The 16,962-nt window shown below is 40.1% G+C and carries 18 protein-coding genes and 1 riboswitch; of the genes, 1 reads left to right on the top strand and 17 read right to left on the bottom strand.

Annotation, left to right across the window (positions count from 1 at the left end):
* Positions 1–81: 81 nt before the first annotated feature.
* The 9 genes from HMPREF3108_RS04825 to HMPREF3108_RS04785 all read right to left on the bottom strand — a co-directional run bounded on the left by HMPREF3108_RS04825 (position 82) and on the right by HMPREF3108_RS04785 (position 8,162).
* Complete coding sequence (locus tag HMPREF3108_RS04825; RefSeq protein WP_061600439.1) at positions 82–1,041, bottom strand: ROK family glucokinase; 960 nt, start codon at positions 1,039–1,041, stop codon at positions 82–84.
* A gap of 175 nt (positions 1,042–1,216) precedes the next feature.
* Positions 1,217–2,062 carry an alpha/beta hydrolase gene (locus HMPREF3108_RS04820; RefSeq protein WP_048779989.1) on the bottom strand — a complete coding sequence of 282 codons (846 nt, stop codon included), beginning with the start codon at positions 2,060–2,062 and terminating at the stop codon, positions 1,217–1,219.
* Positions 2,063–2,173: 111 nt separating this feature from the next.
* On the bottom strand, positions 2,174–2,776 hold the full coding sequence (locus HMPREF3108_RS04815; RefSeq protein WP_048779992.1) for a lysozyme family protein: 603 nt from the start codon (positions 2,774–2,776) through the stop codon (positions 2,174–2,176).
* On the bottom strand, positions 2,776–3,750 hold the full coding sequence (locus HMPREF3108_RS04810) for a nucleoid-associated protein (protein ID WP_048779994.1): 975 nt from the start codon (positions 3,748–3,750) through the stop codon (positions 2,776–2,778). Before HMPREF3108_RS04810 ends, HMPREF3108_RS04815 begins: the two co-directional genes overlap by 1 nt.
* Before the next feature lies 1 nt (position 3,751).
* Positions 3,752–5,014, bottom strand: a complete 1,263-nt coding sequence (gene glyA, locus HMPREF3108_RS04805; protein ID WP_048779997.1) for a serine hydroxymethyltransferase — start codon at positions 5,012–5,014, stop codon at positions 3,752–3,754.
* A 47-nt stretch (positions 5,015–5,061) separates the two neighbouring features.
* Entirely contained in the window at positions 5,062–5,652 is a 591-nt protein-coding gene (locus tag HMPREF3108_RS04800) for an L-threonylcarbamoyladenylate synthase (RefSeq protein WP_048780000.1), read from the bottom strand.
* On the bottom strand, positions 5,645–6,475 hold the full coding sequence (gene prmC, locus HMPREF3108_RS04795) for a peptide chain release factor N(5)-glutamine methyltransferase (RefSeq protein ID WP_048780003.1): 831 nt from the start codon (positions 6,473–6,475) through the stop codon (positions 5,645–5,647). Before prmC ends, HMPREF3108_RS04800 begins: the two co-directional genes overlap by 8 nt.
* Positions 6,475–7,554, bottom strand: a complete 1,080-nt coding sequence (gene prfA / locus HMPREF3108_RS04790; protein WP_048780006.1) for a peptide chain release factor 1 — start codon at positions 7,552–7,554, stop codon at positions 6,475–6,477. Before prfA ends, prmC begins: the two co-directional genes overlap by 1 nt.
* Positions 7,555–7,586: 32 nt before the next feature.
* Positions 7,587–8,162, bottom strand: a complete 576-nt coding sequence (locus HMPREF3108_RS04785) for a thymidine kinase (protein ID WP_070493512.1) — start codon at positions 8,160–8,162, stop codon at positions 7,587–7,589.
* A 121-nt stretch (positions 8,163–8,283) separates the two neighbouring features.
* Here HMPREF3108_RS04785 and HMPREF3108_RS04780 point away from each other — a divergent pair, with 121 nt between their 5' ends.
* Positions 8,284–8,466, top strand: coding sequence for a 4-oxalocrotonate tautomerase (locus HMPREF3108_RS04780; RefSeq protein ID WP_001117401.1), 183 nt, complete (start codon positions 8,284–8,286; stop codon positions 8,464–8,466).
* A 112-nt stretch (positions 8,467–8,578) separates the two neighbouring features.
* Here HMPREF3108_RS04780 and HMPREF3108_RS04775 read toward each other — a convergent pair whose 3' ends face one another.
* From HMPREF3108_RS04775 to efeB, 8 genes are all read right to left on the bottom strand, one after another.
* Complete coding sequence (locus HMPREF3108_RS04775) at positions 8,579–9,844, bottom strand: nucleobase:cation symporter-2 family protein (RefSeq protein WP_037622361.1); 1,266 nt, start codon at positions 9,842–9,844, stop codon at positions 8,579–8,581.
* A gap of 1 nt (position 9,845) precedes the next feature.
* Entirely contained in the window at positions 9,846–10,427 is a 582-nt protein-coding gene (locus HMPREF3108_RS04770) for a xanthine phosphoribosyltransferase (RefSeq protein WP_012000562.1), read from the bottom strand.
* 84 nt (positions 10,428–10,511) lie between these two features.
* Positions 10,512–10,609: riboswitch (purine riboswitch) on the bottom strand.
* Positions 10,608–11,591 carry a GMP reductase gene (locus tag HMPREF3108_RS04765; protein ID WP_048780009.1) on the bottom strand — a complete coding sequence of 328 codons (984 nt, stop codon included), beginning with the start codon at positions 11,589–11,591 and terminating at the stop codon, positions 10,608–10,610. Its footprint overlaps the riboswitch before it by 2 nt.
* A 184-nt stretch (positions 11,592–11,775) precedes the next feature.
* Complete coding sequence (locus HMPREF3108_RS04760; RefSeq protein ID WP_048780011.1) at positions 11,776–13,113, bottom strand: MATE family efflux transporter; 1,338 nt, start codon at positions 13,111–13,113, stop codon at positions 11,776–11,778.
* 70 nt (positions 13,114–13,183) lie between these two features.
* Positions 13,184–13,375, bottom strand: a complete 192-nt coding sequence (locus tag HMPREF3108_RS04755; RefSeq protein ID WP_008808649.1) for a twin-arginine translocase TatA/TatE family subunit — start codon at positions 13,373–13,375, stop codon at positions 13,184–13,186.
* Complete coding sequence (tatC, locus tag HMPREF3108_RS04750; protein ID WP_070493509.1) at positions 13,375–14,091, bottom strand: twin-arginine translocase subunit TatC; 717 nt, start codon at positions 14,089–14,091, stop codon at positions 13,375–13,377. The genes HMPREF3108_RS04755 and tatC overlap by 1 nt, the downstream gene beginning before the upstream one ends.
* A complete protein-coding gene (locus HMPREF3108_RS04745) occupies positions 14,081–15,775 on the bottom strand; it encodes an FTR1 family iron permease (RefSeq protein WP_070493507.1) in 1,695 nt (564 codons plus the stop codon). Before HMPREF3108_RS04745 ends, tatC begins: the two co-directional genes overlap by 11 nt.
* On the bottom strand, positions 15,753–16,961 hold the full coding sequence (gene efeB, locus HMPREF3108_RS04740) for an iron uptake transporter deferrochelatase/peroxidase subunit (protein WP_070493505.1): 1,209 nt from the start codon (positions 16,959–16,961) through the stop codon (positions 15,753–15,755). Before efeB ends, HMPREF3108_RS04745 begins: the two co-directional genes overlap by 23 nt.
* Position 16,962 lies beyond the last annotated feature (1 nt).

Here is a 16,962-nt window from a genome sequence, read left to right as displayed (position 1 = left end):
CAGTAAACAACTTTTAGTATAACAAACTTCCCATAAAAACTCTCCCACAGAGTCTGCAGGAGAATAAAATGAATTTTTAAATTATTGAAGAACCAAAGATGCTGCACCGATAACACCAGCATCATTTCCTAGAGTTGCCAAAGCTAACTTTGTTGATGTACGAACCTGAGGGAAGGTATTTTCGTCATAAACCTTTTGAATTCCCTCTAACAAGAAAGGTCCAGCAGCTGATACACCGCCACCGATAACAATCGTAGATGGATTAAGGATTGATCCAATATTCGCGCAAGCAATTCCTAGGTAACGAGAGAAGTTTCTATAAACGATAAGGGCTAACTCATCTTCTTCTTTTGCTAAATCAAAAACTGTTTTAGCTGTGACTTCTTCTCCATTATCGATGAGTTTCTTTAATTCAGCATCGCCAGCATACTCATCAGCATACCGACGAGTTAAATTGACAATACCTGTCGCAGACGCAACGGTTTCCAAACAGCCCTTCTTTCCGCAAGTACATGGAATTGGCTGATCAAAATCAACAGTAATATGCCCAAGCTCTCCTGCTGCACCGGCAACGCCATGAAGAAGTTTACCTTCAGCGATAATACCGCCACCTACACCAGTTCCTAAGGTCATAAAAACAACATCAGGCTGATTTTCTCCAGCTCCCATCCAGCGTTCCCCCAATGCTGCGACATTCGCATCATTGTCGATGAAGAATGGAATTCCAGTAGCTTTTTCAATTTTTTCTTTTACGGGTTGCAAGGTTTTCCAGTTTAGGTTATAGGCACCAATAACAGTACCTTTTTCACGGTCTACCACTCCAGGAGAACCCATTCCGATTCCCAAGAAATGATCTGCAGTTAGCTGAAGCAAGTCCAAACGATGAAGAATAGATTCAATCATATCATCAACGATATGGCTTCCTTCATCTAAAATATTTGTTTTTATAGACCATTTTTCTTGAATTTGTCCTTCTTGAGTTAAAATTGCAAATTTGATGGAGGTACCACCAAGGTCAATACCAATGATTTTTTTAGACATTGTCCTCTCCTCTGATTCTTTTATTCCACCCCATTATATCAGATTTTTTTAAAGAGGAAAAGGTTTGCATGAAGAAAATATAAAAAGAGTCCTTAAAGACTCATTTTTAGTGTTAAACTTTCTGTGCTTTTATCTTATTCCTTTAGCAAGAAAACTATTTGGAGCTAAAATTCTCTCATTTTCTCCACAAGAAGTCTATTAAAAGCTGGTCTACTTCAGAGTTCTCGTGCAATCTGCTATGCTGGCCTCCATGCCCTGATATTTTGACTTCCTTATAGGATTTAGCATGATTGATTAGCAAATATTTTAGCGCTTTTGATGAAATGTTTAGGACTGATCCATCTGTATTTCCACCAATATCACCATAGATATTCAGAACATCTATTTGTTTATCAGGAAAAACCTCTCTTAATCCAGTAAGTTTTTGATATTGTTCATTCATTGCAGAAGGCTGTCCTGTTTGAGGATCTAAGGTCAAGTTTGATGGAAGGTTCCAATTCTCTAGACCAGCTACATGATTCGCCAAATTAACCTGCTTAATCAATTTGGGTAGATTTTCTTCGCTTCCATATTCTAAAAGATAATAAAGAATGGACATATTCCCCATAGAATGCCCCACCATCTTCATTTCTTGAAATCCATAAGTTTGCTTAAGTTTTTCGACTACTGCTTTAGCATATGCTGCATCTTGTAGATAGTCAGGATTTCGGTTGTCCTCATATTGAACCATGACAATTGGATTGATTGCACCTTTTGGAATACGACCTCTTAAAGTGACCTGCCCCTTTCTGTCAACATTCGCTTGAATAATTGTTTTTGTTACACCAGCCTTCCGAGCTGATTCCGTCATATGCCTTTCCGCATTAGCACTGGAGCCATAACCGTGAAAGAACAAGGTTGGGGTGGTAGATTGAACATACTCATTTGATCGAAGTTTTATATTTCTATTATTCATAAAAAATACGGATGAAAGAATAATAGGGATGACTAACAAAAGGAGAATAAGATATTTCTTTTTCATAAGAGTCCTCCATCTTAATTTTGTACAAAATTATATCATGTATTAATGATGGTTACAAGCAAATGAATTACTGTTTTATATACATAAAAAAAGAAGCTTGATTGCTTCTTTCTAAAACCATTTTAAGAGGCGCATGATGTGCATATTCATCTTGACCTGACGGGAATAATAATAATTACCGCCGTTGATATAGAGCTCTGGACCGTGGAAAATTGAAATCAAGTTATAGTAGCCATAGGTCTTGCCGGTTACATTTCCTAAACTTGGTGCGACTACTTCTTTAGAATATTTCTTGGCTAGCTCCAGCGTATTTTCACCACCGTTTTTAGCGACGTAGTCGATATAGGCTTGACCGAAATTATAGGCTTGTACTGCTGTCCAAACATCCACCTTTTTCTGGCTGGCTAACTCTAAGTTATCAGATAAGGTCTGAACTCCCTGGCGAATACTTTCTTTGTTGTCCGTGATGGCATTAGTCTGACCAGTCGCGCTTTCACTGGACTGCATGACATCGGTGTCTTTTCCCTTGGTCTCTGTATAAATCATGGCCAGTACCAATTCTTCATTGGCTGCTGTGTCATGCTCGTCCAGCACCTCTCTGACTAGAGTTCGATACTTCATAACCTGCTTGACATCATGATGAACCTGATAAATCTTGTAGCCGGCAAAGAGCACGAAAAGGACTAGAATCAGTCTTCTTAAAAATTTAAACATTATTTATTTTGGATATCCTCGATGTTCTTAATCAAAATAGAATAGGTGCCATTATCGTTCTGGATAAATTCTACTGACTCTGCGTCCTGATAGATATTATTTGGAACGATGAGCTCAATTCCATTTGAAAGGGAGAGTTTCTGATTTTCGAACTTTTTCTTCTGGCGACTACTGTCAATCTCATCAAACTTGACTGGCTCAGGAATAGCTTCCTTGACTTGGTCAATAAAACTAAGTCGAGCTGTTAGATTGTTATCAAAAAGATCGTCAGCCAATTTTTCAGGTGACAGTTCGTCATTTTCTTCCAGATTTTTGAAAATACTGGATTTGACCTTAGACTGGAACTGAAAATCATCTTTATTAAAACTTTCGGCAACTTTTTGAGCAGTCTTCTCAAACGCTTTGATTGATTTCTTGGCTGAGATTGTCGGATTGACCTGCAAGAGATTGTCTGACATGTAATTGAGAAAAGCACCGTTGTACTTGATGCGTTTTTCAATCAGATGGTACTTGCGAGATTTGAGATTGATGACCAAAGCCTCGTCCGCACCCGTACCAAAGCCAGGCAGATTATTCTGCGTCAGCTTGATAGGATTGTCCACCTCGTCACCTAAGTGAGTCAGAGTTTCCCGCAGAGCAATCCGCAGAAAAGCGAAGTGCTCCACACCTTCTTTGTCAAACTGGACAAAAATCAGATCGTTGGTTTTCTGGTTTTCACTGACTGAAAACTCTTCCTGCCAGAGCTTAGCGACTGTTACTGATGTTTCCAATAAGTCATCTGAAATCTTGGCTAAAAAGATGTTTTCCGGATCGAAAACACCTGTTTTAGCATCGTCAGAGTAGACCCGCTCAATCTTCTTGCGCAGGTATTCTTCAATCTTGGGAGTGATGTTGAGAAACTTATCCGCCAGTATCAGTTCGGTATCAGCTGGGCTGAATTGATGAATAATCGCTTTCTTTATGTAAATATCCATCTTAGTTCAAGCCCTCATAGAGTGGAAAAGCGTCCGTCAATTCGCGAACTTCTGCCCGCACCTGATTCAGCACCGCTTCGTTTTCGGCGTTTTCCAGAGCCTTGATAATAAGCTCTGCTACCTTGATACTTTCTGTTACACCAAAGCCTCGAGCTGCAATAGCTGCTGTACCGATACGAATTCCGCTAGTCTTAAATGGTGACAAAGTTTCGTATGGGATGGAGTTTTTATTAAGGGTAATATTGACTTCATCCAAGAGATTTTGAGCGACTTTCCCATTTTCTACAACCTTAGTGACATCGACTAAGAAAAGATGATTTTCAGTTCCATCAGAAATCACACGGAACTTGTCATGCTGACGGAAGACTTGCGCCATAGCTTGGGCATTATCCAAAATTTGTTGAGCATAAACCTTGAAAGCTGGATCCAGCACTTCTTTAAAGGCAACAGCTTTAGCTGCAATGACATGCTCCAATGGTCCACCTTGAATGCCTGGGAAGATAGCTGAGTTGATTTTCTTAGCCAAGTCTTCATCGTTTGTCAAAATCAATCCACCGCGAGGTCCTCGTAAGGTCTTGTGGGTCGTTGTCGTTGTGATATCTGCATAAGGTACAGGGCTTGGATGGAGACCTGCAGCGACCAAGCCAGCGATGTGAGCCATATCAACCATGAGCTTAGCCCCTACCGCATCAGCGATTTCACGGAATTTTGAGAAGTCAATGATATGAGAGTAAGCTGAAGCTCCCGCCACAATCAGCTTAGGCTGAACCTCTTTGGCTTGCTGGAGGATGGCATCAAAGTCCAGTAATTCTGTTTCGGGATCTACGCTATAAGATACAAAATTGTAGGTTTGCCCAGAGAAGCTGACTGATGCACCGTGTGTCAAGTGACCACCTGCAGACAAATCCATACCCATAACTGTATCACCTGGCTCAATCAAAGCCATATAAGCTGCGCAATTTGCCTGGCTGCCTGAGTGAGGTTGCACATTGGCAAACTTAGCACCAAAAATTTCCTTGGCACGTTCAATTGCAAGACTCTCAATCACATCCACTACATCTGTACCACCATAGTAACGGCGACCTGGGTAGCCTTCAGCATACTTATTGGTCAAAATAGAACCTTGAGCAGCCATGACAGCTTTAGAAACGACATTTTCTGAAGCAATCAGCTCAATATTATGCTGCTGACGTTCTTCTTCTTTTGCAACTGCTTCCCAAATCTCTGGGTCAAATGCTTTGTAGTCTTTTTGGTCAAAAATCATAAGGTGTCTCCCTTCTTTTGCGAAAATAGGACCTTAGGTCCTAAAAGTTAAAAGTTTATACCACTTACTCGGGCGAGAATATCCTCACGAGTAATCGCTCCCTGGCGTAAAATATGTGCCTTTTCTCCAGATAAGTCCAGGATGGTTGAATCCTGACCTGTCAGAGCAGCATCATCTTCTACTCCCGAGACTTGCTCTTGGAAATCCATCACAATCTGTTGAAAAGAAGTTCCACTAACTTTTCCAGAAAGATTGGCGGATGGACCAATCAAGGGACCGTACTTGCGAATCAAGTCCAAGGTAACCAGATGTTTAGGAATCCGAAATCCTACAGTATCCATACCTGTGTTTATCCAAGTCGGCACTTGGTCATTGGCTTGAAGGATAATAGTCAGTGGCCCAGGCAGAAAGGCTTGGTAGAGTTGATCTAGATAAGTGGGCTGGTTCTTAGAAAAAGCATAAATCTCTTCTAAGCTAGCCACATTAAGATTAAGAGCCTTGTCGCGAGGTCTTCGTTTTAATTCGTAGACTCGCTCAACCGCCTCTTCATTCAAAGCCTGTGCAAAGAGGCCATAAACAGTTTCTGTCGGCAGAACGACCGCTCCGCCTGCCGTTAGAATATTTTCTATCTTATCCATCGTCCATCGTCACCATTCTATCTTTGCCAAATTGATCTTTCAGAACTCGGATTCTTTTTTGAGGGAAGTTTTTTTCCAGCAACTCCGCGACGCCTTCTCCTTGTTTGTAACCAATTTCCAGATAAATTTTTCCTTTTTCTGTTAGATAGGCCCCTGCCTGCTCGGCTATTTTCCGATAGACGGCATAGCCATCCTCTTCTGCGAAAAGGGCCATGTGAGGCTCTGAGGTCAGAACATTGAGTCCAACTTCGTCTTTATCTGCTTCTGCAATATAGGGCGGGTTGGAGACTATGATGTCAAATTTTCCTTGTATTGCATCCAAGCAATCAGATTGGACAAAAGTGAGGTTGAGTCCGCAAGACTGAGCATTTTCTGCTGCCAAGGAAAGAGCATCTTTTGACAGATCAGAAGCAGTAATCTTCCAGTCTGGACGGCTGTTTGCTAGTGCAAGAGCAATGGCTCCGCTACCTGTTCCAATATCCAAGACAGATAGAGGTGTTTCGGGATTTTCTGACAAAATCAGCTCCACCAGCTCCTCCGTCTCAGGCCTTGGAATCAACACCCGCTCATCAACTTTGAGATTCAGACCGTGAAAATCACTGCTACCAATAATATATTGGGCAGGTTTGTGAACAAGTAGCTGCTCTTGAATTGCTTTTAGCTGCTCACGTTCTTCCTGGCTGACTTCTGTCCGAAGTTTGAGAACAAAGTCGGTAAAGGAGAGCTCATTGAGAGCCCGATAAACGAAAGACAGGCTTTCTGCTTCTTCTCCCGCTGCTACCAGCTCCTGCTCTAGCTCAGCCAAATATTGAGCCAATGTCATTATTTATTCAGCTCTTCTAGTTTTTGCGTTTGGTCATAGAAAACCAAAGCATCAACGACTTCATCCAGTTTGCCAGCTAAAATCGTGTCCAGCTTTTGCAGAGTCAAACCAATACGATGGTCTGTTACTCGGTTTTGCGGGAAATTATAGGTTCGAATCCGCTCTGAGCGATCACCAGTACCAATTGTAGACTTGCGTTCTGCATCCTGCTCATCTTGAGCAATTTGAGCAAAGTGGTCTGCCACACGAGCTCGGATGATTTTCATCGCCTTATCTCTGTTCTTCTGCTGGGTCCGCTCTTCCTGCATTTCAACTTTGATGTTGGTCGGCAGGTGGACAATACGAACCGCAGTCGCAACCTTATTGACATTCTGTCCACCAGCACCTGAGGCATGGTAGATGTCAACGCGCAGATCTTTAGGATCAATGTCGTATTCTACTTCTTCAATTTCTGGCATAACCAAGACAGTTGCCGTAGAAGTATGAACGCGACCTTGGCTTTCGGTCACTGGAACCCGCTGCACTCGATGAGCTCCCGATTCATATTTAAGCTTTGAGTAGACCGACTGACCCGAGACCATAGCGACTACTTCCTTGATTCCACCTACACCATTATAAGAGGCTTCCATGACTTCGAAGCGCCACCCTTGGCTTTCAGCATATTTTTGATACATCTGCAAGAGGTCTCCTGCGAATAACTGCGCTTCGTCTCCTCCTGCAGCTCCGCGAATTTCAAGGATAATATTCTTATCGTCGTTTGGATCTTTAGGTAAAAGAAGAATTTTAAGCTTTTCCTCGTATTCTTCTTTTTCAGCCTTGGCATCCTTAAGCTCTTGTTTAGCCATTTCTTCTAAGTCCGCATCACCACCAGATTCTTTGATCATTTCTTCAGCGTCGACGATGTTTTGAAGGACTTGCTTGTATTCGCGGTAAGCTGTCACCGTGTCACGAGTGGAAGCCTCTTCTTTTGAAAGTTCCATAAAACGCTTAGTATCAGAAACCACATCTGGGTCACTCAATAATTCTCCTAACTCTTCGTAGCGATCTTCAACCGCCTGTAACTGTTCATAAATATTCATAGATTTTTCATCATCTCCTTTATTTCAATCATTCAATTATTAATGTCTGGCTTAAAATAATGCTTGCGACAGACTGGGATATAAGTTTCATTGCCACCGATTTGAATCTGTTCACCGTCATACACTGGTTTGCCGTGATCTGTTCGTAAAACCATAGTCGCTTTTCGTGAACAGTATTGGCAGATAGTCTTGATTTCCTCTATCTTATCAGCCAAGAGCAAGAGGTGTTTAGAGCCTTCAAAGAGTTCATTGCGAAAATCATTTTTAAGGCCAAAGGCCATAACAGGAACATCTAGCTCATCTACTACTCTAGCCAAATCATAAACATGGTGGCGTTTTAAAAACTGAGCCTCATCAATTAAAATACAGTAAGGTTTTTCTGGTGAATTTTTGATATAGCCCAAAATATCTGTATCGTCTTCAACTGCCATCGCCTGGCGTTTCATACCAATTCGGCTTGATACATACCCAACACCGTCTCGAGTGTCAACCGCGCTGGTCATAATCACAACACCCTTGCCCTGTTCTTCGTAGTTATGAGCAACTTTTAAGATCTCAATAGTCTTTCCTGAGTTCATTGTGCCGTATTTATAATATAATTGAGCCATAATCTCTAACTTTTTCTTCTTCCATTCTATAAGTTAATCCATTTAATTGTACCATAATTGGACAAGCATTAAAACCTAAATTGTGATAAAATAATGTTAAGAAAATAAAGGAGGCAATCTAATGCCATTTGTTAGAATTGATTTATTTGAAGGTCGTACGCTCGAACAAAAGAAAGCTCTTGCTAAGGAAGTGACCGAGGCTGTTGTCAGAAATACTGGTGCTCCTCAATCTGCAGTCCATGTCATCATTAACGATATGCCTGAAGGAACCTATTTCCCACAAGGTGAAATGCGTACCAAATAATCTATAACCGCTGCTCAAGCGGTTTTTTATTTGAAAAAGGCCGTAAATGTACTGACCCCAAAAGTTAGATATTAGAAATCTAACTTTTGGGGGGCAGTTCAAAAACAGCCTCTTATTTATTTTTTCGATTTAAAACAGCGTTTAAAATAATTGCTATAAGACTGGCCATGACAATGCCGTTTGAAAAGAACATCTGTAAACTAGAAGGCAGACTGTTAAAAAGGCTACTTCCGTTTAAACCAACCCCAGCCGAAATAGAAACTGCTGCAATTAAAAAATTATGTTCGTTGTGCTCGAAATCAACACGAGCCAAGATTTGCATCCCTTGAATTGAAACAAAGCCAAACATGACTAACATTGCTCCACCCAAAACAGGATTAGGAATAATTTGAGCTAGAGCACCAAATTTTGGTACAAGTCCCAAAAGAACTAGGAATCCTGCTGCATAGTAGATTGGCAAACGAGTCTTAATTCCAGACAACTTGACCAAACCAACGTTTTGAGAAAAACCTGTATAAGGGAAGGTATTGAAGATACCACCAAGCAAGACCGCTAGACCTTCAGCCCTGTAACCATTACGCAGGCGTTTGCTATCAATCGGATCTTTGGTAAGATCAGACAAGGCCAAGTAAACTCCTGTTGACTCTACCATAGAAACTGTAGCAATAATACACATCATGGCAATCGAAGAAAATTCAAACTTGGGAGCACCAAAGTAGAAAGGTGTAGGAATATGAACAATTGGAGCTTGAGAAACAGGAGTAAGATCTACTAGACCCATACAACCCGCAATAAAAGTTCCAATAACCAGACCAATCAAGATAGAAATAGATTTGACAAAGCCTTTTGTAAAGATATTAATTAGTAAAATAATGAGCACAGTAACAGCTGCTAAGATTAAACTTTGAGCAGTTGGTTTCTCAACATTATTTCCCATATTACCAATCGCAACCGGAATGAGGGTTAATCCGATAGTTGTAATGACAGACCCTGTCACAACCGACGGGAAAAGATCAGCAACCTTTGAGAAAACACCAGAAATCAAAACGACATAGATACCTGACACAATGAGGGCACCAAACATGGCACCACTTCCGTGACTTTGTCCAATCATAATTAATGGAGCCACAGACTGGAAGGCTACTCCTAAAACGACAGGTAAACCAATACCAAAGTATTTATTTAACTGTAGCTGGAGAAAGGTTGCCACCCCACACATAAAGATATCTGTCGAAATTAAATAAGTCAGTTGTTCAGCAGAATATCCTAAAGCTCCAGCAATCATGATTGGAACCAAAATCGATCCCGAATACATAGCCAATAAATGCTGTAAGCCCAGAACGGCTGCTTGCGAATGTTTTTCTTCTTTGTATTCCATCTTATGCATCTGCCTTTCCAAATACAACTTTTCCATTTTCAAACTTTTCAATCCGAGCTAGAGAAACAACTCTTTGCCCGTCATCTTCCAATAATTTTCTTCCAGATTGAAAAGACTTTTCGATGACAATTCCAATAGCTTCTACACTTGCTCCTGCTTGGCGAATGATTTCAACCAAACCTTTAGCTGCCTGTCCATTGGCTAAAAAGTCATCAATCACTAAGACCTTATCCGAAGGACTCAAGAATTTTCCGGCAATCGAAACCGTTGAAGTCACTTGCTTTGTGAATGAGTATACTTCTGCAGTTAAAATCCCCTCAGTCATGGTAATATTTTTAGCCTTTTTAGCAAAAATCATTGGAACTCCTAATGCCTCAGCAGTATAGACAGCTGGGGCGATTCCAGATGCTTCAATCGTCACGACCTTTGTAATTCCTGACTCATGGAATATATCAGCAAATACCTGGCCGATTTCTTTCATCAAAGTAAAATCAACCTGGTGAGTCAAGAAAGAATCTACCTTAAGAATATTTTCTCCTAAAACATTTCCGTCGCGGAGGATTCGTTCTTCTAATTTTTTCATTATATCTCCTTTTCAAAACAAAATAAGGACCTGCTTAAAGCAAGTCCTCATACAACGACAGTAACCTGTTACAAAAGTAACAGGAAACTTGTAAGACTCACTTATTGTTAGATGTTTGGCATCTTGTAGAGACCTTGCCCCAATCATTAGCAAGATAAATAAGCTTTTCTTTATTATAATTTAATGTGCATCGCCATTCCAAATAGAATTTTTAACGATAACATAATCCACTCTGGTCAAACTATGCAGATCACGACCACCTGCATAAGAAATCGAACTTTGCAAGTCCTGCTCCATCTCAGTCAAAGTATCCTGCAAATGACCTTTGGCAGGCAATAGAATTTTTTTACCTTCAACATTTTTATAGGCACCCTTTTGGTACTCAGACGCGGATCCATAATACTCTTTGAATTTATCACCATCGATTTCAATAGTCTCGCCTGGGCTTTCAATATGACCTGCAAAGAGCGATCCAATCATAACCATACTAGCCCCAAAGCGAATAGACTTGGCAATATCTCCATGTGTCCGAATCCCACCATCAGCAATAATCGGCTTGCGCGCAACCTTAGAACACCATCTCAAAGCTGATAATTGCCAACCACCTGTGCCAAAACCAGTCTTTACTTTGGTAATACATACCTTACCTGGTCCAATCCCGACTTTTGTCGCATCCGCACCAGCATTTTCCAATTCACGAACCGCTTCAGGTGTACCAACATTACCAGCAATGACAAAGGTCTCAGGCAGTTCTTTTTTGATATGATGGATCATTTTAATTACACTGTCAGAATGACCATGAGCAATATCAATGGTGATATATTCAGGTGCATCTCCTTTCAGACTGCTGACAAAATCATATTCATAATCTTTAACGCCAACCGAAATAGAAGCAATCAATCCTTTTTCATGCATTTGTTTAACAAATGGCTTACGCCCTTCTTCATCAAAACGATGCATAATATAAAAATATCCACCTCGAGCAAGCTCTTCCGCTACAGCTTCATCAATAATCGTCTGCATATTAGATGGTACAACCGGCAAGCGGAAGATGTGATTACCAAACTTCACACGTGTATCTGCCTCTGCTCGACTTTTAACCACACATTTTGCTGGAATGAGTTGGATATCTTCATAATCAAAAACTTGAAAATCATTTAGCATAGAGCTTTCCTCGCAATAATCTGTATTTTGACCTTCCTATGCAATTCGCATCGCTACGTCTTTCTTGACGTTTCCTAATGAAGTTTACCACAAAAATAAGATTTAGCAAAATTATAAAGCTATTTTGCCAATAAACGTTCGGAAATAGCCTGTAAATATCAAATAAAAGAATTATTACATTTTATTAGGATTTCTTTTCGACTTGCTTCAAACGAATTTGATAAAGAATGCCAGTGACAATCAAGCTGGCAATTAAGCCAATCCAGTAGCCATATGGGCCAAATTTACAAATATTATCTAAAAATAATCCAAGCGGAAGAGCTACTCCCCAATAGCCAATAAGCCCAAGGTAAAATGGTACTGTCGTATCCTTGTAGCCCCGAAGAATACCTTGTAGGGGAGCTGCAAAAGTATCTGCAAGTTGAAAGAATAGGCTATAAGTTAAGAAGATGGAAGTTAGAGCGATAAACTCTGGATCTGTACCGTAAAGAGAAGCAACCTGATTTCGAAGTAAATAGAGAAATACAAGCGTAAATCCTGAAATAAGCAAAGCCGTAACCCTTCCTAAGCGACAGTATTTTTTCACATCATCATAGCGTTTTGCACCAATTTCATAAGAAACCACAATCGCCATTGCCGAAGAAATCCCAGCAGGAAAGGCATACATAAGATTTGAAAAGTTCATGGCCGATTGATGGCTAGCAATCACCATTGATGGAAACTTGGCCATGATAACTCCTACAACGGAAAAAATGACAACTTCAGCAAAAACAATTCCACCAATTGGTAAACCCAGACGTAATCCCTTCTTTATTCCCTCAGCTACCACTTTTTGTCTTTTCCAAAGTTTATATGATTTAACCTTTGGATGTTTAATTAAAATCAATATTGAAATGAATAAGAGGACCCAGTAAGCTATAGATGTTCCAAGACCAGCTCCTGCACCTCCCATTTCTGGAAAACCGAATGCACCATAGATTAAGGCGTAATTAAAGCCAGCATTTAAAGGCAAAAGTAAAAGCATCAAGTACATGGAGAGGCGAGTTAACCCAAGTGCATCTAAAAGTGAGCGTACAACACTAAAGAGTAAAAGCGGTATGATGCCAAGAGATAAGTACATAAGATAATGTTTAGCCACTACTGCTACTTGGTTTTCCAAAGACAAACTGTCTAAAATTAAAGGAGCTCCAAAGAGAACCAACAAAAAAAGAACAATGGATAAGCCAAGCGACAGATAGATAAATTGATAAAAATCTGAGGCAATCTTTTTCTCATCGCCTTTTCCCAAATGATGCCCAACAATCGGCACCAAAGCCGATACAATCCCAGTTAAAAAAGAGAAAAAAGGACTCCACAGACTTGTAGCCATAGACACACCAGCAAGATGTAGAGTATCATACTGTCCAGTCATGGTTGTATCTACGAATGACGCTGAATAATTTGCCAGCTGGTATATCAAGACGGGAATAAAAATCGAAAGAAATAACTTCAAGCGCTGGCTAAAATGATAGGTCTGATGCATAAAAATCTCCTCTAACCTTCTTTTCTCTAACTATACTATAAGAAAGGATGATAGTCAAAAAGAAAAAGGGTCACTCCCCTTTTTCTTTCTTTTCTTGCGAATCTGCATCTTTTTCATTATTGTTCATAGCATTTTTAAACTCTGAAAACATTTTTCCGATTGACTGTCCAAGCTCCGGCAAACGCTTGGGACCAAAAATTAGCAAGGCTCCTAATACAATAATAATAAGACCTGGCGCTCCAATATCTCTTAAAATGCCCATTATTCACTCCTCTTTTCTTTCTTTTTGTATATATAATAGCTGAGCAACAGACTGACTTCATAAAGTAAAATCAAGGGAACTGTCATAGCTAAATCGCTGATAAAGTCAGCAGGTGTTAAAATAACTGCTAAGACTAATAAAATAAAGTAAGCATACCTTCTATATTGTACCAAAAATTGTGGTTTGAGCAAACCAAGCGACGTAAAAAATGATACTAGAACTGGCAGTTCAAACAAGAAACCAAGTGGAATCGTTGTATGAAAGAGAAAGGCCAGATAATTTGGGGCGGTAAGCTGTGTCTCAAACAAGCCCTCTCCCAGTGAAAGCAGGACTTGTAAAATAGCTGGACTAACAAAATAAAAACCAAAAGCTAATCCCAAAACAAAACAGATAAAGGTCGCCGGTATGTAGGCAAAAATCGCTTTCGATTCCCTTGAAGTCAGAGCCGGCCTAACGAACTGCCAAATTTGATAAACCATAAAAGGCAGGGTTATACTAAAAGCTAGCAAGCTAGACAAGCTGACGTAAATCCAAAGAATATCATTCGGTCCTAAGACAAGCAACTTCTTTTCAAATCCACTGGTCAACCAGCTATAAATATCACCTGCGTAGATAAAACTAAGTAAGAATACTAAGAGAAAGCAAGCTAAAGTCAAAATAAAGCGTCTACGAAACTCTGTCAAATGTTCTACGATAGTTTGTTTTTTATGATCCATGGCTACTCTCACGATTCTTCCATGTAATGATAAGTACAATAACTACAAATATCAATTGACAAGTTACAACTTCCAGACTTGGATAAATTCCAGCCCAATCAATCGACGGGAAACCATTCATCAGATGACTTGGTAAAATATTAGTTAGCTGGAGAGCATGGATACTAACCCCCAGCATTTTAAATGCCAGAGCATAAATGAGCCAAGTCAGAATCAAGAAAATTCGATGTGGTTTGAAATAAGCAGAAGCTTTATTCATAACTAAAGCAAGAACAAACAAAACAAGAAGTGCCAGTCCTATCCCTAGAAAAAAGGCTGCCTTATCAATCCTAGGATAGATTCCCGCATAAAACAGAATCGTCTCTGCCCCTTCTCGAAACACAGCAAGAAAACTAAGTGCAAACATAGAAATGAAACTGCCAGTAGCTGTGACAGCCTTCATCTGGCTTTCCATAAAGTCATTCCACTTTTTAATTGAGGACTTGCTATGTAGCCAAATCCCGACCATAATCATCATCAAAACAGCAAAAATCCCGACTGCACCTTCGATAATCTCACGGTTAGAACCTGAGGATACTGCTGGGAAAAGGAATTGAAGCAAAACAGCAATCGCTAAGCTTGCCAAAATCCCCATAACTGCTCCTGTATAGACCCACTTTAGTCCTTTTTTCATCTTGGCTGCTTTTAGTGTCGTGACAAGAGCCATAACGATCAAGAGAGCCTCTACTCCTTCTCTCAAAAGAATGAGCATAGCATCAAAAAAGTTATAGGATGCACTCGTATCAATCTGCGACAAATCATTAATTAAGGCCTGTAGCTGATCTTGATATTTTTTTTCATTTCCCTTAACCATGATGACTGGTGTTTCACTCTCGACTCGAGTATAGAGAGTGGCGTTGCGCGTGCTAACGTCTCCTTCAATGCTTGGCCAGATAGTGATGAATTTTTTTATATTTGAGCTAGCTTCTTGAGTTTTTACAGCTTTAAATTCATCCAAGGCTTTTTCGAGCAACTGAATGCCGTCTTTTAAAGTAAGATTGCCTTCGGTTGTTGCAACCTCTTCGCCTTTTACAAAACTATCGATAGCAGTCTTTAAGTCATCAAAAGAAGATTGAACACTTGAAAAATCAACTGGCTCAGTCTCGATTGCACTACGTAAAAAAGAAATAGCCGTTTCAATCTTGCCATAGTGAGCTGTACTATTATCACGAACAACTCCTTCGTTCACCGTCCAAGTCGAGTTCATTTTTTTATAAGCTGAACGAGTTTGTTCAAGATTCTTTGCTGAAATAGCTGCCTGTAAATCTGCAAATCTTGACTCTAACCGACTAACTAACTTTTCTTTTTCAGCATTAAGATCGACTGGATGTTGCTCCTTATCAAACTTTAAGAGCTCAGACGAAATCTTGGTTAAGTTCTCCTTAGTCACCTCATTTATTGTCAATGCTTTGCTAACTTCTTTACCAGCTGGTGAATCGTGGTTCTCTAGTTGTTCAAATCCTTCCTTTATCTCAGCAACCAATTGCTTTGCCTTAGCCTGATTTCCTTGCTCTACAGCTCTTGTAGCATCCGTTACCTTTACAAAAAGCTGGCTAAATGTTTCTTCTGCAAAAACAGGTTTAGCGAAAAAAAGGAAGGCTATTGCCAAGATAATTAGGAGTTTATTCAAATAATTTTTGACCAAGGTACTCTCCTTTTTTCACACCAGCAAAGCAAGCAAAGAGGCCGCTACCAATATGTGTTACATATTCATTCATCTTGTCCTGAGCTCCAAGATTAGTCTGGACTTTTACAAAACTATCCGGATTCTTTTGGAAGGCAAGAAAAAGAAGACCTGTATCAAATTGACCTGTTTTATCGACGATTCCATCGGAATAAGAATAAGATCGACGATAGATTGGTTTGTTTACTTCTTTAGCTAAGCGAACGTGAGAATCGACCGGTAAGAGATCTAGATCAACCTCATCAAATTCATCTTTCTTACCAAACGGGGCCCCACTTTCTTTATAACGACCAAATGTATTTTCCTGCTCCTGTAGGTTTGTCCGATCCCAAGTCTCAAGAAACATTTGAATACGACGAACAGCCATATAAGTGCCACCTTTCATCCAGTCGTCACTATCAGTCCAGATTACTTTATCAAAATCCTTTTCTTTGGTCACATTGGCAGTTCCATCCTTAAAGCCAAAAAGATTTCTAGGTGTTGACATACGGTCTCCAATTGCTGCAAAACCTGACTGACTCCATTTCATGGTAACAGTATTTCTGGCCTTACGAACTAGATTTCTGACCGCATGAAAAGCTACTTGTTCATCATCAGCGCAAGCTTGGATTACAATGTCACCACCCGTGTACTTTTCTTGCAATTGCTCTTTTGGAAATGGGGGTAAGTCACGAAATTCTTTAGGACGCTTCTTTTCTAGGCCCATTTTTTTCAAAAAGTCAGCTGACACGCCAAAAGTAAGGGTCAAACGATAGGGATTTAGACCCACTGTTTCACCAGTGTCGCTAGGAGGAAAAAGGGCATTAGAACCATTTTTTTTGACCAATTCTCCATCCACCAATTTACTACTATAATCAGTCCAGTCCTTAAACATTTGAATAACTTCTTCTTTGTCGGTACTATGTAAATCAAGCACTACAAAATAGATATTTTTTTGCATTGGAGTCGTAATTCCTGCTTGATGCTCACCGTAAAAGCTGATTTCTTCACCACCATCGGAAATTTTCTTTTCTTCTTGTGCTTTATTAGCGAAAAAAGCAGAGGCACCAGAAACACCCAGTGCTAGACCAGCGCCTCCAATCCCTGCTTTTTTAAGAAATTCACGACGGTCCATCTTTTTTTCAAACCATTTTTCGTCGTTTGTCATA

It is taken from the genome of Streptococcus sp. HMSC10A01, from assembly GCF_001807785.1.
Taxonomy (GTDB): domain Bacteria; phylum Bacillota; class Bacilli; order Lactobacillales; family Streptococcaceae; genus Streptococcus; species Streptococcus gordonii.
The sequence above is the reverse complement of the archived record's forward strand: the minus strand, read 5'-3'. Positions and strand labels throughout refer to the sequence as shown.

What these genes read in the sequence shown, in the direction of transcription:
- HMPREF3108_RS04825 (WP_061600439.1), bottom strand. Translation starts at nt 1,041, where the DNA reads ATGTCTAAAAAAATCATTGGTATTGACCTTGGTGGTACCTCCATCAAA.
- HMPREF3108_RS04820 (WP_048779989.1), bottom strand. Translation starts at nt 2,062, where the DNA reads ATGAAAAAGAAATATCTTATTCTCCTTTTGTTAGTCATCCCTATTATT.
- HMPREF3108_RS04815 (WP_048779992.1), bottom strand. Translation starts at nt 2,776, where the DNA reads ATGTTTAAATTTTTAAGAAGACTGATTCTAGTCCTTTTCGTGCTCTTT.
- HMPREF3108_RS04810 (WP_048779994.1), bottom strand. Translation starts at nt 3,750, where the DNA reads ATGGATATTTACATAAAGAAAGCGATTATTCATCAATTCAGCCCAGCT.
- glyA (WP_048779997.1), bottom strand. Translation starts at nt 5,014, where the DNA reads ATGATTTTTGACCAAAAAGACTACAAAGCATTTGACCCAGAGATTTGG.
- HMPREF3108_RS04800 (WP_048780000.1), bottom strand. Translation starts at nt 5,652, where the DNA reads ATGGATAAGATAGAAAATATTCTAACGGCAGGCGGAGCGGTCGTTCTG.
- prmC (WP_048780003.1), bottom strand. Translation starts at nt 6,475, where the DNA reads ATGACATTGGCTCAATATTTGGCTGAGCTAGAGCAGGAGCTGGTAGCA.
- prfA (WP_048780006.1), bottom strand. Translation starts at nt 7,554, where the DNA reads ATGAATATTTATGAACAGTTACAGGCGGTTGAAGATCGCTACGAAGAG.
- HMPREF3108_RS04785 (WP_070493512.1), bottom strand. Translation starts at nt 8,162, where the DNA reads ATGGCTCAATTATATTATAAATACGGCACAATGAACTCAGGAAAGACT.
- HMPREF3108_RS04780 (WP_001117401.1), top strand. Translation starts at nt 8,284, where the DNA reads ATGCCATTTGTTAGAATTGATTTATTTGAAGGTCGTACGCTCGAACAA.
- HMPREF3108_RS04775 (WP_037622361.1), bottom strand. Translation starts at nt 9,844, where the DNA reads ATGGAATACAAAGAAGAAAAACATTCGCAAGCAGCCGTTCTGGGCTTA.
- HMPREF3108_RS04770 (WP_012000562.1), bottom strand. Translation starts at nt 10,427, where the DNA reads ATGAAAAAATTAGAAGAACGAATCCTCCGCGACGGAAATGTTTTAGGA.
- HMPREF3108_RS04765 (WP_048780009.1), bottom strand. Translation starts at nt 11,591, where the DNA reads ATGCTAAATGATTTTCAAGTTTTTGATTATGAAGATATCCAACTCATT.
- HMPREF3108_RS04760 (WP_048780011.1), bottom strand. Translation starts at nt 13,113, where the DNA reads ATGCATCAGACCTATCATTTTAGCCAGCGCTTGAAGTTATTTCTTTCG.
- HMPREF3108_RS04755 (WP_008808649.1), bottom strand. Translation starts at nt 13,375, where the DNA reads ATGGGCATTTTAAGAGATATTGGAGCGCCAGGTCTTATTATTATTGTA.
- tatC (WP_070493509.1), bottom strand. Translation starts at nt 14,091, where the DNA reads ATGGATCATAAAAAACAAACTATCGTAGAACATTTGACAGAGTTTCGT.
- efeB (WP_070493505.1), bottom strand. Translation starts at nt 16,961, where the DNA reads ATGACAAACGACGAAAAATGGTTTGAAAAAAAGATGGACCGTCGTGAA.